13 protein-coding genes and 1 pseudogene are annotated in these 15,643 nt (G+C 72.6%); 6 read left to right on the top strand and 8 right to left on the bottom strand.

Features of this window, described 5'->3' with window-relative positions; translation table 11 throughout:
• Window positions 1–61: 61 nt before the first annotated feature.
• On the bottom strand, window positions 62–598 hold the full coding sequence (locus tag KVT44_RS14395) for an Lrp/AsnC family transcriptional regulator (RefSeq protein WP_217567343.1): 537 nt from the start codon (window positions 596–598) through the stop codon (window positions 62–64).
• Between KVT44_RS14395 and KVT44_RS14390 the strand changes: the two genes are divergently transcribed.
• A complete protein-coding gene (locus KVT44_RS14390; protein WP_217567342.1) occupies window positions 560–1,891 on the top strand; it encodes a PLP-dependent aspartate aminotransferase family protein in 1,332 nt (443 codons plus the stop codon). The two genes, KVT44_RS14395 and KVT44_RS14390, sit on opposite strands and share 39 nt — an antisense overlap.
• Window positions 1,892–1,939: 48 nt before the next feature.
• Here the strand turns inward: KVT44_RS14390 and KVT44_RS14385 are convergent, their stop codons facing one another.
• The 3 genes from KVT44_RS14385 to KVT44_RS14375 form a co-directional block, all read right to left on the bottom strand.
• Window positions 1,940–3,364, bottom strand: a complete 1,425-nt coding sequence (locus KVT44_RS14385) for a GNAT family N-acetyltransferase (RefSeq protein ID WP_217567341.1) — start codon at window positions 3,362–3,364, stop codon at window positions 1,940–1,942.
• A gap of 224 nt (window positions 3,365–3,588) precedes the next feature.
• Complete coding sequence (locus KVT44_RS14380; RefSeq protein WP_217567340.1) at window positions 3,589–5,187, bottom strand: alkaline phosphatase; 1,599 nt, start codon at window positions 5,185–5,187, stop codon at window positions 3,589–3,591.
• A 183-nt stretch (window positions 5,188–5,370) separates the two neighbouring features.
• The gene (locus KVT44_RS14375) at window positions 5,371–6,771 is read right to left on the bottom strand and encodes a PLP-dependent aminotransferase family protein (RefSeq protein ID WP_217567339.1); all 1,401 of its coding nucleotides are present in this window, start codon (window positions 6,769–6,771) and stop codon (window positions 5,371–5,373) included.
• A gap of 67 nt (window positions 6,772–6,838) precedes the next feature.
• Between KVT44_RS14375 and KVT44_RS14370 the strand changes: the two are divergent.
• Window positions 6,839–7,684, top strand: a pseudogene (locus tag KVT44_RS14370) (DMT family transporter); the annotation flags it as partial.
• 45 nt (window positions 7,685–7,729) lie between these two features.
• Here KVT44_RS14370 and KVT44_RS14365 read toward each other — a convergent pair.
• The gene (locus KVT44_RS14365) at window positions 7,730–8,560 is read right to left on the bottom strand and encodes an alpha/beta fold hydrolase (protein ID WP_075025299.1); all 831 of its coding nucleotides are present in this window, start codon (window positions 8,558–8,560) and stop codon (window positions 7,730–7,732) included.
• Window positions 8,561–8,715: 155 nt separating this feature from the next.
• Here KVT44_RS14365 and KVT44_RS14360 point away from each other — a divergent pair, with 155 nt between their 5' ends.
• Window positions 8,716–9,600, top strand: a complete 885-nt coding sequence (locus KVT44_RS14360; RefSeq protein WP_217567338.1) for an RNA polymerase sigma-70 factor — start codon at window positions 8,716–8,718, stop codon at window positions 9,598–9,600.
• 256 nt (window positions 9,601–9,856) lie between these two features.
• Entirely contained in the window at window positions 9,857–10,618 is a 762-nt protein-coding gene (locus KVT44_RS14355) for a GntR family transcriptional regulator (RefSeq protein WP_190169131.1), read from the top strand.
• A 104-nt stretch (window positions 10,619–10,722) separates the two neighbouring features.
• Here KVT44_RS14355 and KVT44_RS14350 read toward each other — a convergent pair whose 3' ends face one another.
• From KVT44_RS14350 to KVT44_RS14340, 3 genes are all read right to left on the bottom strand, one after another.
• Window positions 10,723–11,880, bottom strand: coding sequence for an ROK family transcriptional regulator (locus tag KVT44_RS14350; protein ID WP_099924029.1), 1,158 nt, complete (start codon window positions 11,878–11,880; stop codon window positions 10,723–10,725).
• Between the two features lie 122 nt (window positions 11,881–12,002).
• A complete protein-coding gene (locus KVT44_RS14345; protein WP_217567337.1) occupies window positions 12,003–12,665 on the bottom strand; it encodes a response regulator transcription factor in 663 nt (220 codons plus the stop codon).
• A gap of 14 nt (window positions 12,666–12,679) precedes the next feature.
• On the bottom strand, window positions 12,680–13,849 hold the full coding sequence (locus tag KVT44_RS14340) for a sensor histidine kinase (protein ID WP_217567336.1): 1,170 nt from the start codon (window positions 13,847–13,849) through the stop codon (window positions 12,680–12,682).
• 107 nt (window positions 13,850–13,956) lie between these two features.
• Between KVT44_RS14340 and KVT44_RS14335 the strand changes: the two genes are divergently transcribed.
• Together KVT44_RS14335 and KVT44_RS14330 are read left to right on the top strand one after the other, a co-directional pair.
• A complete protein-coding gene (locus tag KVT44_RS14335) occupies window positions 13,957–14,898 on the top strand; it encodes an ABC transporter ATP-binding protein (RefSeq protein ID WP_217567335.1) in 942 nt (313 codons plus the stop codon).
• Window positions 14,895–15,620: an ABC transporter permease subunit gene (locus KVT44_RS14330; protein ID WP_217567334.1), complete on the top strand. Its 726-nt coding sequence runs from the start codon at window positions 14,895–14,897 to the stop codon at window positions 15,618–15,620. Before KVT44_RS14335 ends, KVT44_RS14330 begins: the two co-directional genes overlap by 4 nt.
• Window positions 15,621–15,643: the final 23 nt, after the last annotated feature.

The following is a 15,643-nucleotide window of genomic DNA, read 5'->3' as shown; positions in this document are numbered from 1 at the left end:
CGACATCCTCATACGAGGACGGGTGCCGCGTCAGCCCGGTCGACCGGGCATGGGGCCGGCATCAGCCTGATTTTGCCGAGGCCGAAGCCGAGGTCGGGGCCGAGGATGAGGACGAAGCCGAGGTCGGGAAGGGCGGGAGCAGCGGGCCGCAGTCCCACTGCTGGAAGATCAACCGGGTCTCCACCCGGGCCACCTCGCGCCGGGACGTGAACTCGTCGAGGACCAGCCGTTGCAGGTCGGCCATGTCCGCGACGGCGACCAGGACGAGGTAGTCGTCGGGCCCGGTGAGGTGGAAGACGGTCCGGGACTCCGGCAGCGCCCTGATCCGCTCCACGAACGGCCCGACCAACTCGCGGCTGTGCGGTCTGACCTGCACGGACAGCAGGGCTTCCAGGCCCCGCCCGAGCTTCGCCGGATCGAGGCGCAGCTGATGGCCGAGAATCACCCCGGCACGGCGCAGCCTCGTCACCCGGTCCAGGCAGGTCGAGGGCGCGACTCCGACCTGCGCGGCGAGATCGCGGTACGTCGTCCGTGCGTCGTTCTGGAGCAGCCGCAGCAGATGAAGATCCACCGGATCGAGTACGACAGATTCGGCCATGGCCCGAACGTAACACGGAGTGTGCGTCCGGGGTCCCGGCCGGTGTTCAGTCTGCTGTGCATGGAATCCGTGGTGCACGACGCATACGAAGTTCAGGACGGCTCCTGCGACGCTCAGGGCGACTCCTATGACGGTCGGGACGACCTCTACGACGTTCAGGGCACCCGTGCCCTCGCGCCGCGTGCCCTCGCCACCGAGGCCGTGCACGCAGGGCGGGAGGACCTCGCCCGGCTGGGACTGCACGCCGCGCCCATCGACCTGTCCACGACCTACCCCTCGTACGACAGCCGCGGCGAAGCCGCTCGCATCGACGCGTTCGCGGCCGACGGCGCCGAGCCGGAGGGCCCGCCCGTCTACGGGCGCCTCGGCAACCCGACCGTCGCCCGTTTCGAGACCGCCCTCGCCCGCCTCGAAGGATCCGAGAGCGCGGTCGCCTTCGCGAGTGGCATGGCCGCGCTGAGCGCCGTCCTGCTCGTGCGCAACGCGCTCGGCCTGCGCCATGTCGTCGCCGTACGGCCCCTGTACGGCTGCAGCGACCACCTGCTCACCGCCGGGCTGCTGGGCTCCGAGGTCACCTGGGTCGACCCGGCGGGCATCGCGGACGCCCTGCGCCCCGACACCGGCCTCGTCATGGTCGAGTCCCCGGCCAATCCGACGCTCGCCGAACTCGACCTGCGCGCCGTGGCGCACGCCTGCGGGTCCGTTCCGCTGCTCGCCGACAACACCTTCGCCACACCCGTGCTGCAACGCCCCGCGGAGCAGGGGGCCCGCCTGGTCCTGCACAGCGCCACCAAGTACCTGGGCGGACACGGGGACGTCATGGCCGGAGTGGTCGCCTGCGACGAGGAGTTCGCCCGGGGGCTGCGCCAAGTGCGGTTCGCGACCGGGGGCGTGCTGCATCCGCTGGCCGGATATCTGCTGCTGCGCGGCCTGTCGACCCTGCCCGTACGGGTCCGGGCCGCGTCCGCCAACGCCGCCGAACTCGCCCGCCGGCTCGCCGCCGATCCGCGCGTCGACCGCGTCCACTATCCGCGGATCGGCGGTGCCATGATCGCCTTCGAGGTCCACGGCGACCCGCACGAGGTCATCGCCGGGGTCCGCCTGATCACCCCGGCGGTGAGCCTCGGCAGTGTCGACAGCCTGATCCAGCATCCGGCGTCCATCAGCCACCGCATCGTGGCCGCGGACGACCGCCGCGAGTCGGGGGTCGGTGACCGGCTGCTGCGCCTGTCGGTGGGACTGGAGGACGTGGAGGACCTGTGGGCCGATCTGGACGGTGCGCTGGGGCGGTGACCAGGGAGAGGCCCCGGGCAGGGTGCCCGGGGCCTCCCGGTGTCCGTCCTACTTCTTCTGGCCCTGCTTCTGCTCCTGGTCGTACGGCAGTCGGGAGGTCACCGGTGTGGCGTCCAGGCGGGCCGTGATGACGAGGGTGCCCTCCTCGATCTGGTAGTCGAGGGGGAGGTCCAGGCCGCGCATGGCGGCGACCATGCCGGTGTTGGAGGCCTGCGTGACGGCGTACACGCTCTCGCAGCCCGCCTCGACGGCCATCGTCACGAGCCGGCCGAGCAGTTCGGCGCCGATCCCGCGCCGCTGCCAGTCGTCCTCGACGAGCAGCGCGATCTCCGTCTCGTCGCCGTCCCAGAGGAGATGGCCGAGCCCGACGACGCGTCCCGACGCCGTCTGCACGGCGAGGGTGCGTCCGAAGCGCGGGCTGAGCAGGTGGTTCAGATAGCGGTCCGCGTCACCGACCGGCCCGTGGTAGCGCATGCTCAACGTGCGCGGGGAGCAGCGCTCGTGCATCGCCTTCGCCGCGGCGACATCGGAGACGTCGGCGCGACGCACGGTGATCGCGTTGCCCTCCGGAAGTGTCAGCATGTCCTGGTGGAGCGGGATGCGCGGACCCAGCCGCGCGTCCAGCTCGACCAACGCCCGCGCCCGAGCGAACTCGGTCGGCGTGAACGGCAGATACGGCCGTTCCACCGTGATCACCCCACCCTCCGGTGCGCGCAACCGCATCACCGTGTCTTCCAGCACTCCTTCGACCGGCGCACCCTCTTCCGCCCGACCCGACCCGGGGGAGCGGGCGGGCAGCGAACGAATGGTGCACCTACCGAGCAACTGCCGGAGGGCGAGCGGAAGTTCCGCGGCGTCCAAAGCCGTGCGCGTGGCCAGCCCCAGGACGCGCGTCGGAGCGTCCACCAGGTCGTGGGCGTCGGCCCGTTCGATCCAGGTCCCGGTGCCGCCCGCCAGCGAGACGGAGCGGGTGATCTCGGACGCGTTCAGTTCGACGGGCGCGCGCAGCAGGAACTCGTCGACCGTGCCTTCGGCGAGCGGGTGCGTCTGCAGGCTCAGGATGTCGACCCGCTGGTGGGCCAGCGCCACGCACAGCGCGGCCAGTGAACCCGGCTCGTCCTTCACCGTCGTCCGCATCCGCCACAGGACGGTCTCTCCCGTGACGGCCTCCGGGGCCGCCGTGGCCCGGTGGGCCTGCCCGGCCTCTCGCCCTATGGCGAGGGTCCGGGCACCGGTATCGCCCGCGGGAGGCGCGTGACCGTGGCGGCGTGCCCACCATGTGTGGAATCCGGCCGTGGCCACCAGGACCGCGGACGAGATCACCAGCAGGGTCGGGCCGTCGGGGCCGTGTCCGATCAGGTTGGCGACGGCGTCGGCGACCGCGACGGCCGTGAACAGGGCGGCGAGCTCGACCACGTCGCGTCGCCAGTGGTGGACGGGGCGTCCGTGCTTCGCCCGGGTCACATCAGACATGTCTGGAGTCATGCAACCACTGTGAAGGAATGGTGTTGCGTGATCACGAACGGTCTGTGACTGATCGGTAAAGTGTCGTTCTATCCTTTTTGCGGTTCTTTTTGCCCTTGTTTTGCCTGCCTCGGATCACCTGGCTTACGTGGCTGGTCACGAGAGCGGCCGCGCACCGGGGGATGACTCCGGTGCGCGGCCCGACCCTTCGAGGGTACGGGAGTTGGACGCCGTTACTGACCCACGCGCCCAGGCTGCAACACCTGTGTGAACAGCACCGTGCCGTCCAGGTCGCGCAGCCGCACCGTCAGCTCCCCGCTGTCGCCGTCGATGTCGACCTCGCCGAAGAACTGGTAACCGTCCGCCGGCGAGACATTGGCGGTGGCGGGAGCCTTGACGAAGACCCGGTCGGGGCCGAAGGTGCCGTCCAGGGCGTTCGCCTGGAAGGCGCCCGCGTTGAGCGGTCCGGAGACGAACTCCCAGAACGGCTCGAAGTCCTTGAAAGCGGCCCGCGAAGGGTCGTAGTGCTGTGCCGAGGTGTGGTGGACGTCGGCCGTCAGCCACACGGTCCCGGTGATCCGCCGGTGCTTGATGAACCGCAGCAGCTCGGCGATCTGCAGCTCGCGGCCGAGCGGTGCGCCCGGGTCGCCCTGGGCGACGGCCTCGATGTTCGGCTTGCCCTCGACCGGGTCGGGCACGACCAGGCCGAGCGGCATGTCGGCGGCGATGACCTTCCACACCGCGCGCGACGCGGCCAGCTCGCGCTTGAGCCACTCCAGCTGTTCGCGGCCGAGGATGCCCTGCGGGTCGGTCGTCTGGTCGTCGGGCGAGTTGGCGTTCCGGTAGGTCCGCATGTCCAGGACGAACACGTCCAGGAGCGGGCCGTGGTGGACGGTCCGGTAGATCCGTCCGTCCGGGCGTCCGCCGACGGTGGAGATCGGGAAGTACTCCGAGAACGCCCGCCGGGCACGGACGGCCAGGTCGTCGAGTTTCGTGCCGGCCGGATAGGGGGTGCCGGACCCGATGACCTCACCCGGGTACCAGTTGTTGCGGACCTCGTGGTCGTCCCACTGGATGATGTTCGGAACCCGGGCGTTGAACCGGCGCAGCGCCGAGTCCAGCAGGTTGTAGCGGAAGTTGCCACGGTAGTCGGCCAGGGTGACCGCGACGTGCGACTTCTCCTCGGTGGTGATGCTCCGGTACAGGCTGCCGTCCGGAAGCGGCGCCGTGGCGGAGATCGGGCCGTCGGCGTAGATGTTGTCGCCGCTGCACAGGAAGAAGTCCGGGTCCACCTTCGCCATGGCGTCGAAGATCCGGTAACCGCCGATGGACTCGTTGATGCCCCAGCCCTGTCCGGCCAGGTCACCGGACCAGACGAACCGGACGTCCTGGCGCCGCTTCGCGGGCGCGGTGCGGAAGGTGCCGGTCACCGGCTCGCCCGTACGGCGCGGGTCGTCGGGGTCGGCCAGCAGTACGCGGTAGTGGATCTGCTCGCCGGAGGGCAGTCCGTGCAGCCGTGTCGTACCGGTGAAGTCGGAGTCCGCGCCGAGCAGCGGACCGTGCCATCTGCGCGGGTTGCGGAACGCCTCGGTCGCGGACGTCTCGACGATCATCCGGGCGGGGCGGTCCGAGCGGACCCACACCAGGCCGGAGTGCGCGCTCACGTCTCCGGCCTGGACACCCCACCCCGCCTTGGGCCGCCCGGACAGCGCGAACGCCGGGGCCGAGCCGAGTGCGGTGGGCAGAGCCAGGGCCGCGGAAGCGGCGAGGGATCCGCGCAGGACGCCGCGGCGACCGGGGAGAGGGAGAGGGCTTTGCGGGCGGTGTGACATGAATGCGCCTCCAGGGACGGAGTCGGCCGGTGTGCCTAGCCACAACTACGGGTGCGCCGCAGCGCACACGGAAACCACAAGTGAACAACTGGCCCCGCCGACAAGGGCGGCGACGTCCGCCTCCGAGCGCGCACGTCCCACGGATGCTCCGGCTACCCACTCACCCGGACGCCCCTTCAGCGGTCAGGCGCGCAGCGCCTGCGCCATCAGACGTACGCCGTCGCGGATCCGCGCGGGGGACTGATGGGCGTAACCGAGCACCAGCCGTACGTCGGCGCGCTCGACCGTCCGCCCGTAGTCCGCCAGCGGGCGCACGGCCACCCCCGCCGCCGCGGTTCGCTCCAGGAAGTACTCCGGCGGCCCGTACCTCCCGGGCAGCGCGGCGATGACATGCAGACCCGCCGCGATCCCGGACACCTCGGTACCGGGAAAGTGCTCCTCCAGGGCGGATACGAGGGTGTCGCGCCGTTCCCGGTAGGCGCGCTGGCAGCGGCGCAGTTGCCGGTCGTAGTCGCCCCGTTCCACGAAGCGGGCCAGGAGCGCCTGGTCCACGACGGGGTTCCCCAGATCCATGGTGCGCTTGCGCTCGACGACCTCCTCGGCGAGCGCCGCCGGTACGAGCAGCCAGCCGAGCCGCAGCCCGGGCGCGAGCGACTTGCTGACCGACCCCGTGTAGGCGACGCGCTCGGGATCGAGCCCTTGAAGCGCCCCCACGGGAGCACGGTCGTAGCGGAAGTCCCCGTCGTAGTCGTCCTCGACCACCAGACCGTCCACCGAGCGCGCCCAGTCGAGGAGTTCCGTGCGGCGCCGCGCCGAGTAGGCGATCCCCGACGGGAACTGGTGGGCGGGCGTGGTCACCACCGCCCGTACGCCCGACTCCTTCAGCGGCCCGGTGGCCAGCCCTTCGCCGTCCAGCGGCAGCGGTACGGCGTCGAGGCCGGCCGAGGCGTAGAGGGCGCCGTGCTCCGGGCTTCCGGGGTCCTCGACGCCGATCGCGCGCACCCCGCGCGCGTGGAGCACGAATCCGAGCAGGGTCGTCGCCTGCGCGACCCCGGAGACCACGATGACGCGCTCGGGGTCCGCGACCACGCCGCGGCGCCGTGCGAGCAGTTCGGCGAGGGCGGTGCGCAGCCGGGGCAGACCGCGCGGATCCGGGTAGCCGAGGGCTTGGTGGGGCAGTTCGGTGAGGACCCCGCGCTGGGCGGCCGCCCAGGCGGCGCGCGGGAACAGGGACAGATCCGGTGTCCCGGGAAGGAAGTCGGCGCGGGCCCCGGCGGGGCGCGGTGCGAGGTCACGCGCGCGCGGGTGGGCCGCCCGGGCGGCGCCGCCGACCCAGGTCCCCGCGCCCCGGTCGCTGCGCAGATACCCCTCCGCGGTCAACTGCTCGTACGCCTCCGTGACCAGCCCCCGCGACACCCCGAGGTCGGCGGCGAGCTCGCGGCTGGACGGCAGCCGGGTGCCCGGCGCGAGCCGCCCCGTGCGGACCGCCTCGCGCAGCGCGGCCTGCAAAGCGCGCCCACGCGCGCGTGCCGGTGCCGAAGCGGCCGGCACAAGCAGCTCCCATGCGGCCCCCGACGGCGTCATGTGGTCCCCGATGGCGTCATGAAAGTGGACCTTAAACCGGACCGCCGCCCTTCGTAGCGTCACCGTCATGAACACCACCACCCTCCGCGGGTCGCTGCTCGCCGCCCTCGCCTGCGTCCTCGTCGGAGGCTCCTTCACCGCCAACAGCGTCCTGGGCCACTACCCGTACGCGGGGGGTCAGTTCCTTCGCTACGGTCTCGCCTGCGTGCTGCTCCTGCCGCTGGTCGGACGGGGTGGCACGGCACCGCTGCGGCGGCTCGCGGCACGCCGGTGGGGGCGCCTCGCGCTGCTCGCGGCCGTCGGCATGGTCGGCTTCAACCTCGCCGTGATCGCCGCCGAACGCACCGCGGAACCAGCCGTTCCGGGCGTTTTCGTGGGCTGCGCCCCGGTGGTCGTGGCCGTTGTCGTCCCCCTTCTTGAGGGCCGCCGGCCCCAACGCCCGGTCCTGTACGGGGCGTCGCTCGTCGCGGTGGGCGCCTTCACGGTCCAGGGCTGGGGCCGCACCGACGGCACGGGGATCGCGTACTCCGTGTGCGCGCTCGCGGGCGAGGTGGGCTTCGCGGTGCTCGCCGTACCGGTGCTGCGCCCGCTCGGCCCCCGGCTGCTGTCGGCCACCGTCTGCGGGATCGCCGCGGTCGAGTCGGCGGTGGCCGGGATCCTCACCGCGCGCCTCACCGGCGGCGCGTGGCTGCGGATTCCGGACACCACCGAGGCCGCCGCGCTGTTGTGGCAGGCGGCGGTCGTCACGGTCGTCGGCTTCGTGTGCTGGTACATGGGCATGCAGCGCATCGGCGCGGAGCGCGCCACGCTCTTCTCCGGGCTCATCCCCGTCGCCGCGGCCTGCACGGCGCCGCTGGTCGGCACCGGCGCGTACGGCGCCGCGCAGGCCGCGGGCAGCGCCCTGGTCGGCGCGGGCGTCGTCCTGGGCTCCGGCGCGTGGCGCCTCACCCGGCGTCGGTCAGCGGCTGCCGTCGAGGATCACACGGGCGACGAGCGCCGGGTCGTCGTTCATCGGGACGTGACCGCAGCCCGGCAGCCGCACCAGCCGGGCCCGGGGAATAATGTGCTTGGCCCGGATTCCCTGGCGGCGCACCAGCAGCCGGTCCCGGGTGCCCCAGGCCACGGTGACGGGCAGTCCCGGGATGTCGTCCGTGAACTGGACGGTGGTGCCAGCCCGGAGGGTGTCGGCGAAGCCCTCGGCGCGGGCCAGCGCGAGGGTCTCGGCGACCACGGCCTCGGGTGAACGGCGGCCGGGCCGGGCGTAGATGGTGCTGGTCAGGGCGGCCCGCCCGGCCGCCGAGCGGGAGAGCCGCTCGATCACCGGGAGCGGCAGGCGCCGCGCGCCCTGCCGCATGGCGAGCAGCACACCGAAGGCGTAACGCCGCTCGACCGGCGACCAGAACCCGGCGGGCGAGATCGCGGTGACGGACCGTACGAGCTTCTCGCGGCCCAACTCCAGGGCCAGCAGGCCGCCCAGGGAGTTGCCTGCCACGTGCGGACGCTCGATCTCCAGCGCCTCGCACAGCGCGCCGAGCGTGGGCACCACCGTCCCGAGGTCGTGCCTGAGCCCGTCGGGCAGCGCCGGGGACTCGCCGAACCCGGGCAGGTCGACGGCTATCACCTCGCGTTCGGCGGCCAGGATGTGCACGACCGGGTCCCAGGCCTGCCGGTGGTGGCCGATGCCGTGCAGCAGGAGCAGCGGTTCGCCGGTGCCCACGCGCGCGTAGGACATGGTCACGGTCCGCGGACCGTGCGCGGAGGGAAGGCTGAAGGAGACCGTGGCGGACATGATGCTGCTCCTCGTCTGGTGGCACGTTGACGAACCGTCTTCGTAGACAGCTTGTCAGCAACTGCTACCGACGGGTAGCCCCCGGTAGCCACGAGACCGAAGCGTTCGCCGGCGCCGCCTGGACACGGCGGGATGTGCCGGGATGGGATGGAGCCGTGACCATCGACACCGCGACCGAGGTCTTCGAAGAGCACCGCCCCGTCCTGATGGGCGTCGCCTACCGCATGCTGGGACGGGTGGCCGACGCCGAGGACGTCGTCCAGGAAGCCTGGCTGCGCTGGTCCGGCGCCGACCGGACCGAGGTGCGCGAACCACGCGCCTACCTGGTGCGCATCGCCACCCGGCTCGCCGTCGACCGGCTGCGCCAGGTGCGGTCGCGCAACGAGGCGTACGTGGGACCGTGGCTTCCCGAGCCGTACGTCACCGACTTCGGGGACACCGCCCCCGACACCGCCGAGCGGGCCGTGCTCGCCGACTCCGTCTCGCTCGCCGTCCTCGTCGTCCTGGAGTCCCTGTCGCCCCTGGAACGCGCGGTGTTCGTCCTCAGAGAGGCGTTCGGCTACCCGTACGCGGACATCGCCGCCGTCCTCGACCGGGGCGAGCCCGCCGTGCGCCAACTCGCCGGACGGGCACGCAAGCACGTCGAGGAACGACGCCCGCGCTACGAGGTCGACCCGGCCGAACGCCGCGACCTGACCGAGCGGTTCCTCGCGGCGGCGGCCGGAGGAGACCTGGAGGGGCTCATGTCCCTGCTGGCCCCGGACGTCCGCCTGATCGGCGACAGCGGCGGACTGTCCAAGGCGCCGCTGCGGGTCATCGAAACCGCCGACAAGGTGGGCCGCTTCCTGTACGCCGTCGCCCAGCAGGGTGTTCCCGACCTGTCGTACCGCTCCCTGGAGCTCAACGCGGGCGCCGCGCTCCTCGTCCTCTCCGGCGACAAGCCCGACAGCACCGTCCAGCTGGATGTCGTGGACGGCCGGATCCAGTGCATCTACATCGTGCGCAACCCCGAGAAGCTGGTGTCCCTGGGCAACCAGTAGTCACTGCGGTCCCCTTGGGGCCCCTCGAAAGCCCCCGTCTTCTGGACGGGGGCTTTCGACGTTGTGTCACGGACGTCACCCCGCGCGAACGCCCTGTGAACGCTGTGCGGCAACGCGCCTCCGCAATCCGTAAGGGATCGAGGATTGGTCTTGACCAAGGGTGGGGGCGGCCCTATGGTCGCAGGGATAGTGCAAGAACCTTTAATAAACAAGGGCGCTAAAACGCCGCCGGGCCACGGCGATTGCGGAGGACAGGGTGGGGACCACGCAGCTGGAAACGGTGCCGGAGCCGAAGTACTGGCATCTCAAGACGGTGCTCACCGAGGCATTGGACTCCGAGTTCTCCGTGGGCGAGATCCTGCCCAACGAACGCGACCTCGCGGCCAGGTTCGGCGTCGCCCGCGCCACGCTGCGCCAGGCGCTGGAGCAGCTGGAGCTCGAAGGGCGACTGCAGCGCCGCCGCGGGGTGGGCACGACCGTCGCCCCGCCGCGCGTGGGCGTGGCCGTCGGAACCGAGCAGCATGTGTGGCCGGGCGCGGTCGGCGACGCCTGGCGGCCCGTGGACTGCGCGGTGGCGGTCCCGCCCGCCGCGGTGGCCGAGGTCCTGGAGACGGACCCCGACGACCAGGTGCACACGATCCGCCGCTCCCGTGTGACGCACGGCCAGCCGGTCGCCGCCGAGCTGCTCTACATCCCGGCGTCCTCGGTGCCCGGCCTGCCCGCGATCGACGCCCCGTCGGGGGCGACCCTCGCCCGTGCCGTGCTGCGCGAACTGCAGCACCTCGACCTGGAGGGCCAGGACCGCGCCGTGGAGCTCGGCTCGGCCCGCGCGGACGACGCCAAGGAGCTGGACCGGCTGCCCGGCGCGCCCGTCCTCGTCGTCACGACCCGTTACTTCGCCGAGGGGCGTACCGCCGCGGTCTCCGTGGCCACGTACCGCGCCGACACCTGCCGGCTGACCTTCGGCGACTCAGGCGGCGTGGAGATCCACCACGACCCCGAGCGCCGGGCCTCCTGAGCCGCGGCCCAGGCCTGCTCCAGACGACAGCCCCGAGGTCTCAGCCGTCATGCCCCGGAACACTCCGGGGCATGACGGCTTTCCCGTACCCGTGAGACCGCTGGTCAGCGGCGTGCGGTCACGGTCCCCTCGACCGCGAACAGCTGCTCCTCCACATGATCGAGGGCCAGCCGCAGGGCGCCCGTCGCGACGGCCGCCTCGCCCAGCAGGGAGAGCGCCACCTTGGGCGGGCGCAGACAGTAGCGCGCCAGCTCGCGCCGCAGCGGTTCCAGTACGCCGTCCAGACCCGCCGCCCAGCCGCCGACGACGACCAGTTCCGGGTCGAGGGCGAGGACGAGGGCCGCCACGTCGTGCACGAGGCGCTGGATGAAGCGGTCGACCGCCGCGCGAGCCCGCTGGTCACCGCCCTTGGCCAGCGCGAAGACCTCGGCGACGGCCTGCTCGTCGAGCGGGTGCAGGGGCTCGTCCGTGGTCGACAGCAGCGTCTCGGGAGTGGCTCCGCGGCCGAGCAGATGGAGCGCCCCGATCTCCCCGGCGGCGCCCCCGTATCCCCGGTGCAGCCGCCCGCCGATCAGCGAACCGGCCCCCGGGCTCAGCCCGGCCAGCACGAACACCACATCGTCCGACTCCGTCGCCGAGCCCTTCCAGTGCTCGGCGACCGCCGCCGCGTTGGCGTCGTTCTCGACGAGCACCGGGCATTTGAAGGAACGGTTCAGCCGGTCGCCCAGGCGCAGCCCCGTCCACTCCGGCAGCGCCGTGCCCAGGCGCACGGTGCCGTCCGCCTCGACGATCCCCGGGCTGCCCACGCCGACCGCACGCAGAGAACTGCGCGCGACACCCGCGCGACGCAGCAGATCGGCGACCGCCGTGCGCAGCCGTTCCAGCCGCTCGTCCGCCGACGCGGTCTCGTCCACCTCCTTGGACATGGCGCCCAGCACCCGGCCGTCCAGATCGGCGAGAAGCCCGGCGACGCGATGGGGACCGATCTCCAGGCCCAGCAGATGTCCCGCCTCGGCCCGGAACCGAAACCTCCGCGCGGGACGGCCCTGACGCCGTGCCGCGCCCTCCTCGGCCGCCTTCTCGACCACGAGCCCGGCCTCGATCAGCCCTTCCACGACACCTTCGACCGTGGGCCGGGACAAGCCGGTCACCCGGGTGATCTCGGTCAGCGTCGCGCAGTCCGTGGCGCGCAACGCGTGCAGCACCACCGCGGAATTGATCCTTCGCAGCAGAGAGGGGTCCCCGCCGGTCAACCGCCCCAACGTCCGTCCTCCCAGCTCGTGCGCGTGTTGGCCGGATCGTACTCGGCGCGGCGCGCCCCGGCGAGAGCCGGGGACCTCCTTTGCTACCGACCGGTCGCTTCGGCCACCGGCGGACCGCCGTTTCAGCCGGGGGCAACGAACCCCGACTCGTACGCCGCGATGACCGCCTGCGTACGGTCCCGGGCTCCCAGCTTCGCCAGTACGGCGCTGACGTGCGACTTGACCGTCTCGGTCCCGACGATCAGCCGCCCGGCGATCTCCGCGTTCGACAGCCCCCGGGCCATCAGCCGCAGCACCTCCGCCTCACGCTCGGTCAGCGCGGCCCGCTCCATGGCCGCCCGCGCCGCCGGATTCCCGCCGCCGTCCCCGTACTCGGCCGCCAACTGCCGTACGGACGCCGGGAACAGCAGCGACTCGCCCTCCGCGACGAGCCGCACGGCGTGCACGATCTCGGCAGGCCTGGCCCGCTTCAGCAGAAAACCGTCGGCACCCGCGCGCAGCGCCTCGTAGACGTACTCGTCGTTCTCGAACGTGGTCACTACGAGGATCTTCGGAGGATCGCTCACGATCCGCAGGACCGCGCGCGTTGCCTCGATGCCGTCCATGAGCGGCATGCGGACGTCCATGGCGACGACGTCCGGCCGCAACTGCCGCACGAGCGGGATCACCGCGGCGCCGTCGGCCGCCTCTCCGACGACCTCGATGTCGGGCTGCGCCGCCAGGACGGCCCGCAGACCCGCGCGGACGAGCGGTTCGTCGTCGACGAGGAGAACGGTGACCGGCATCCGGTCAGCGTAGATCAGCGCAACGGCAGCTCGACCCGTACCTGCCAGTCACCCCCGTCCGGCCCGGTCCGCGCCCGCCCGCCGAGCAGCGCCGCCCGCTCCCGTATGCCCCGCAGGCCACTGCCGCGGCCCGGCCCCGATATCCCGGCCGTCAGCGGATTGCGGACCTCGAGGCCCAGAGTGCCGTCGTCGACCTCGATACGGACCCGCACCGGCACGCTCCCCGCGTGCCGCAGCACATTGGTCAGGGACTCCTGGAGGATGCGGTAGCCCTCGCGGGAGACCGGTCCCGGCACGGTCTCCAACGCACCCGTCACCTCGGCGTCCACCTTCGCACCCGAGCCGCGCGCCGACTCCAGGAGCCGGTCCGCCTCGCTCAGCGTGGGTCGGCCGCTCGCGGGGCGCCCCACCTCGCGCAGCACGCCGAGCACGCGCTCCAGGTCCTCCAGGGCGGCCCGGCCGGTGTCCTCGATGGCGAGCAGCGCCCGGTCGGTGAACGCGGGGTCGCCGGCCGCCCGTGCCGCGCCCGCCTGCACCACCGCCACGGTCAGCGCGTGCCCGATCGAGTCGTGCAGCTCACGGGCGATGCGCGTGCGTTCCAGGAGCTGTTCGGTGCGTTCCTCCAGGGCGGCGATGCGCTCGGCGGGGGAGGGGCCCAGCAGCCGGCGCGCGATGACCGTGACCAGCTCGCCGAGGCCGACGACCGCGCCGTACAGCGCGAGCAGCGGCACGGGTACGAGCAGGGCGCAGGCCCACGGCGGGGGCGACACCGGCAGCAGTGTGATGTCGACGGGGCGACCGCAGGCGGCCCCGGCCAGTTCGACGGCGGTCACCGGCATCCAGACGGTGACCCCCGTCGTCACCGCCCCGAGGCCCATCCGTACTTCGAGCCACAGCACGGTCCGCAGCCGGTCCCGCCAGGTCGCAGACGGCGCGACCGAGATCGCCGCGTCCCGGTCGCCCCGCTCCCGCGGCTCGTCCGGCGCCAGCATGTACCGCGCCTGCACGCCCTCGCCCCGCCGCACGGCCGGGACCAGCCCCAGCGGGATCAACAACACCGCGGGCACCCACGGTCTCGACATGTCGATGAACAGCCACACACTGACGAACAGCATCGGCACCCACAGATGCAGCAGGCGCGTGTAGGTGGTCCCCAGGCACAACGGGCGCAGAAAGCGGGCCATCGCGCCATCGTCCCAGCCGGCCCCGGCAACCGGCTTCCCCCGAGCGGGGGAGACGATCTCCACCGGCGGGGGAGTACCGACCGCGGAAAGGCCGCCAGGCTGGGGCCATGACCAGCATCGACGTCCAGAACCTGACCAAGGAGTACGGCAGTCTGCGCGCCGTGGACGACCTCACCTTCAGCGTGCTTCCCGGCCGCGTCACCGGCTTCCTCGGACCCAACGGCGCCGGAAAGTCCACCACCATGCGGCTCGTCCTGGGTCTTGACCGGCCCACGTCCGGCGCCGCCACCGTCGGCGGCCGGCCCTACGCCTCGTTCGACGAGCCCCTGCGCCGGGTCGGAGCACTGCTCGACGCAGGGGCCGCGCACGGCTCGCGCACCGCGCGCGACCATCTGCGGGCGCTCGCCGCGAGCAACCGCATCCCCGAACGGCGGGTGGACAACGTGCTGGAGGAGTCGGGGCTCGAGTCCGTGGCGCGGCGCAGGGTGAAGACGTACTCCCTGGGCATGCGACAGCGCCTGGGCATCGCGGCCGCGCTCCTCGGTGACCCGCCCGTGGTGCTGCTCGACGAACCGTCGAACGGGCTCGACCCCGAAGGGATCATCTGGATCCGCGAGGTGCTGCGCCGACTGGCCCGTGAGGGCCGCACGGTGCTCGTCTCCAGCCATCTCATGAACGAGACCGCGTCCTTCGCCGACCACCTCGTCGTCCTCGGCCGGGGCAGGCTCCTCGCCGACACACCCCTGCGGGAGTTCATCCACGCGCGCGTGCGGCCTCGGGTACGGGTGTGCACCACGGACGGCGCCGCTCTCGGCGCGCTGCTCGCGCGCCACGGTCACGAGGCCGTCGAGGATGCGGACGGACGGTGGACCGTCCCGCACGCACGTGTGGAGGACATCGGGTTCCTCGCCTCCGGCGCGGGCCTGCCGATTCTCGAACTCGCGGCGGAGGAGGGCACGTTGGAGGAGGCGTACCTCGACCTGACGGCCGCGGAAGCCGAGTTCACCGCCGTACCGTCGCTCACCCGGCCCCAGGAGGCCCGCTCATGACCTTCGCACCCGTACTTCACGCGGAGTGGATCAAAATCCGTACGCTGCGGTCCCTCGTCGCGGGACCGCTCGCGGTGCTCCTTGCGACGGCGGCGTTCTCCGCGCTCGCCGGTCTCGACGACTCCGGGGGCCAGGACTTCGACCCGCTGTTCTCGGTGTTCTTCGGCGTGAGCTTCGGGCAGATCGCGGCGATCACCTTCGGCGCGCAGGCCGTCGCGGCCGAGTTCCGGGGCGGCGCGCTGCGGGTGTCGCTGGCCGCGGTGCCCCGGCGGGGACGGTGGTTCACGGCCAAAGTGGTGGCGATCGGGGTGCCCGCGCTGGCCGTCGGCCTGGTGTCAGGGCTCGTGAGCCTGCTCGTGGGCAAGGCGGTCCTCGGAACCAGGGCGAGCGGTCTGACGTGGGGCGAAGGGGTACGCGGGGCTGTGGGCTGCGGCCTCTACCTGGCGCTGATGGCCCTGTTCGCCGCCGGGCTCACGGCCGTACTGCGCAGCGCGGTCGCCACGCTGGGCATCCTGGTCCCGTTCCTCCTGATCGTCTCCTTCGTGATCGGTGGAATGTCGGGCGGCGTGGCCGACTTCCTGCCCGACCGGGCGGGCCAAGTGGTGCTCCACGAGACGTGGGACGGCGCCCTCGGCCCCTGGACCGGGCTCATGGTGACCGCGGCCTGGACGGCGGCGGCACTCGCGGCGGGTGCGTGGTGCCTACGGCGCAGGGACGCCTGACGGCACGGCAATTGTCAGTGGCA

Origin of the sequence: Streptomyces sp. GbtcB7, assembly GCF_019091445.1 — a bacterium.
Lineage (GTDB): Bacteria > Actinomycetota > Actinomycetes > Streptomycetales > Streptomycetaceae > Streptomyces > Streptomyces mirabilis.
The sequence above is the reverse complement of the archived record's forward strand: the minus strand, read 5'-3'. Positions and strand labels throughout refer to the sequence as shown.

What these genes read in the sequence shown, in the direction of transcription:
- KVT44_RS14375 (WP_217567339.1), bottom strand. Translation starts at nt 6,771, where the DNA reads ATGACGCCGTCGGGGGCCGCATGGGAGCTGCTTGTGCCGGCCGCTTCG.
- KVT44_RS14335 (WP_217567335.1), top strand. Translation starts at nt 13,957, where the DNA reads ATGACCAGCATCGACGTCCAGAACCTGACCAAGGAGTACGGCAGTCTG.
- KVT44_RS14385 (WP_217567341.1), bottom strand. Translation starts at nt 3,364, where the DNA reads ATGTCTGATGTGACCCGGGCGAAGCACGGACGCCCCGTCCACCACTGG.
- KVT44_RS14380 (WP_217567340.1), bottom strand. Translation starts at nt 5,187, where the DNA reads ATGTCACACCGCCCGCAAAGCCCTCTCCCTCTCCCCGGTCGCCGCGGC.
- KVT44_RS14395 (WP_217567343.1), bottom strand. Translation starts at nt 598, where the DNA reads ATGGCCGAATCTGTCGTACTCGATCCGGTGGATCTTCATCTGCTGCGG.
- KVT44_RS14390 (WP_217567342.1), top strand. Translation starts at nt 560, where the DNA reads ATGAAGATCCACCGGATCGAGTACGACAGATTCGGCCATGGCCCGAAC.
- KVT44_RS14365 (WP_075025299.1), bottom strand. Translation starts at nt 8,560, where the DNA reads ATGTCCGCCACGGTCTCCTTCAGCCTTCCCTCCGCGCACGGTCCGCGG.
- KVT44_RS14345 (WP_217567337.1), bottom strand. Translation starts at nt 12,665, where the DNA reads ATGCCGGTCACCGTTCTCCTCGTCGACGACGAACCGCTCGTCCGCGCG.
- KVT44_RS14340 (WP_217567336.1), bottom strand. Translation starts at nt 13,849, where the DNA reads ATGGCCCGCTTTCTGCGCCCGTTGTGCCTGGGGACCACCTACACGCGC.
- KVT44_RS14330 (WP_217567334.1), top strand. Translation starts at nt 14,895, where the DNA reads ATGACCTTCGCACCCGTACTTCACGCGGAGTGGATCAAAATCCGTACG.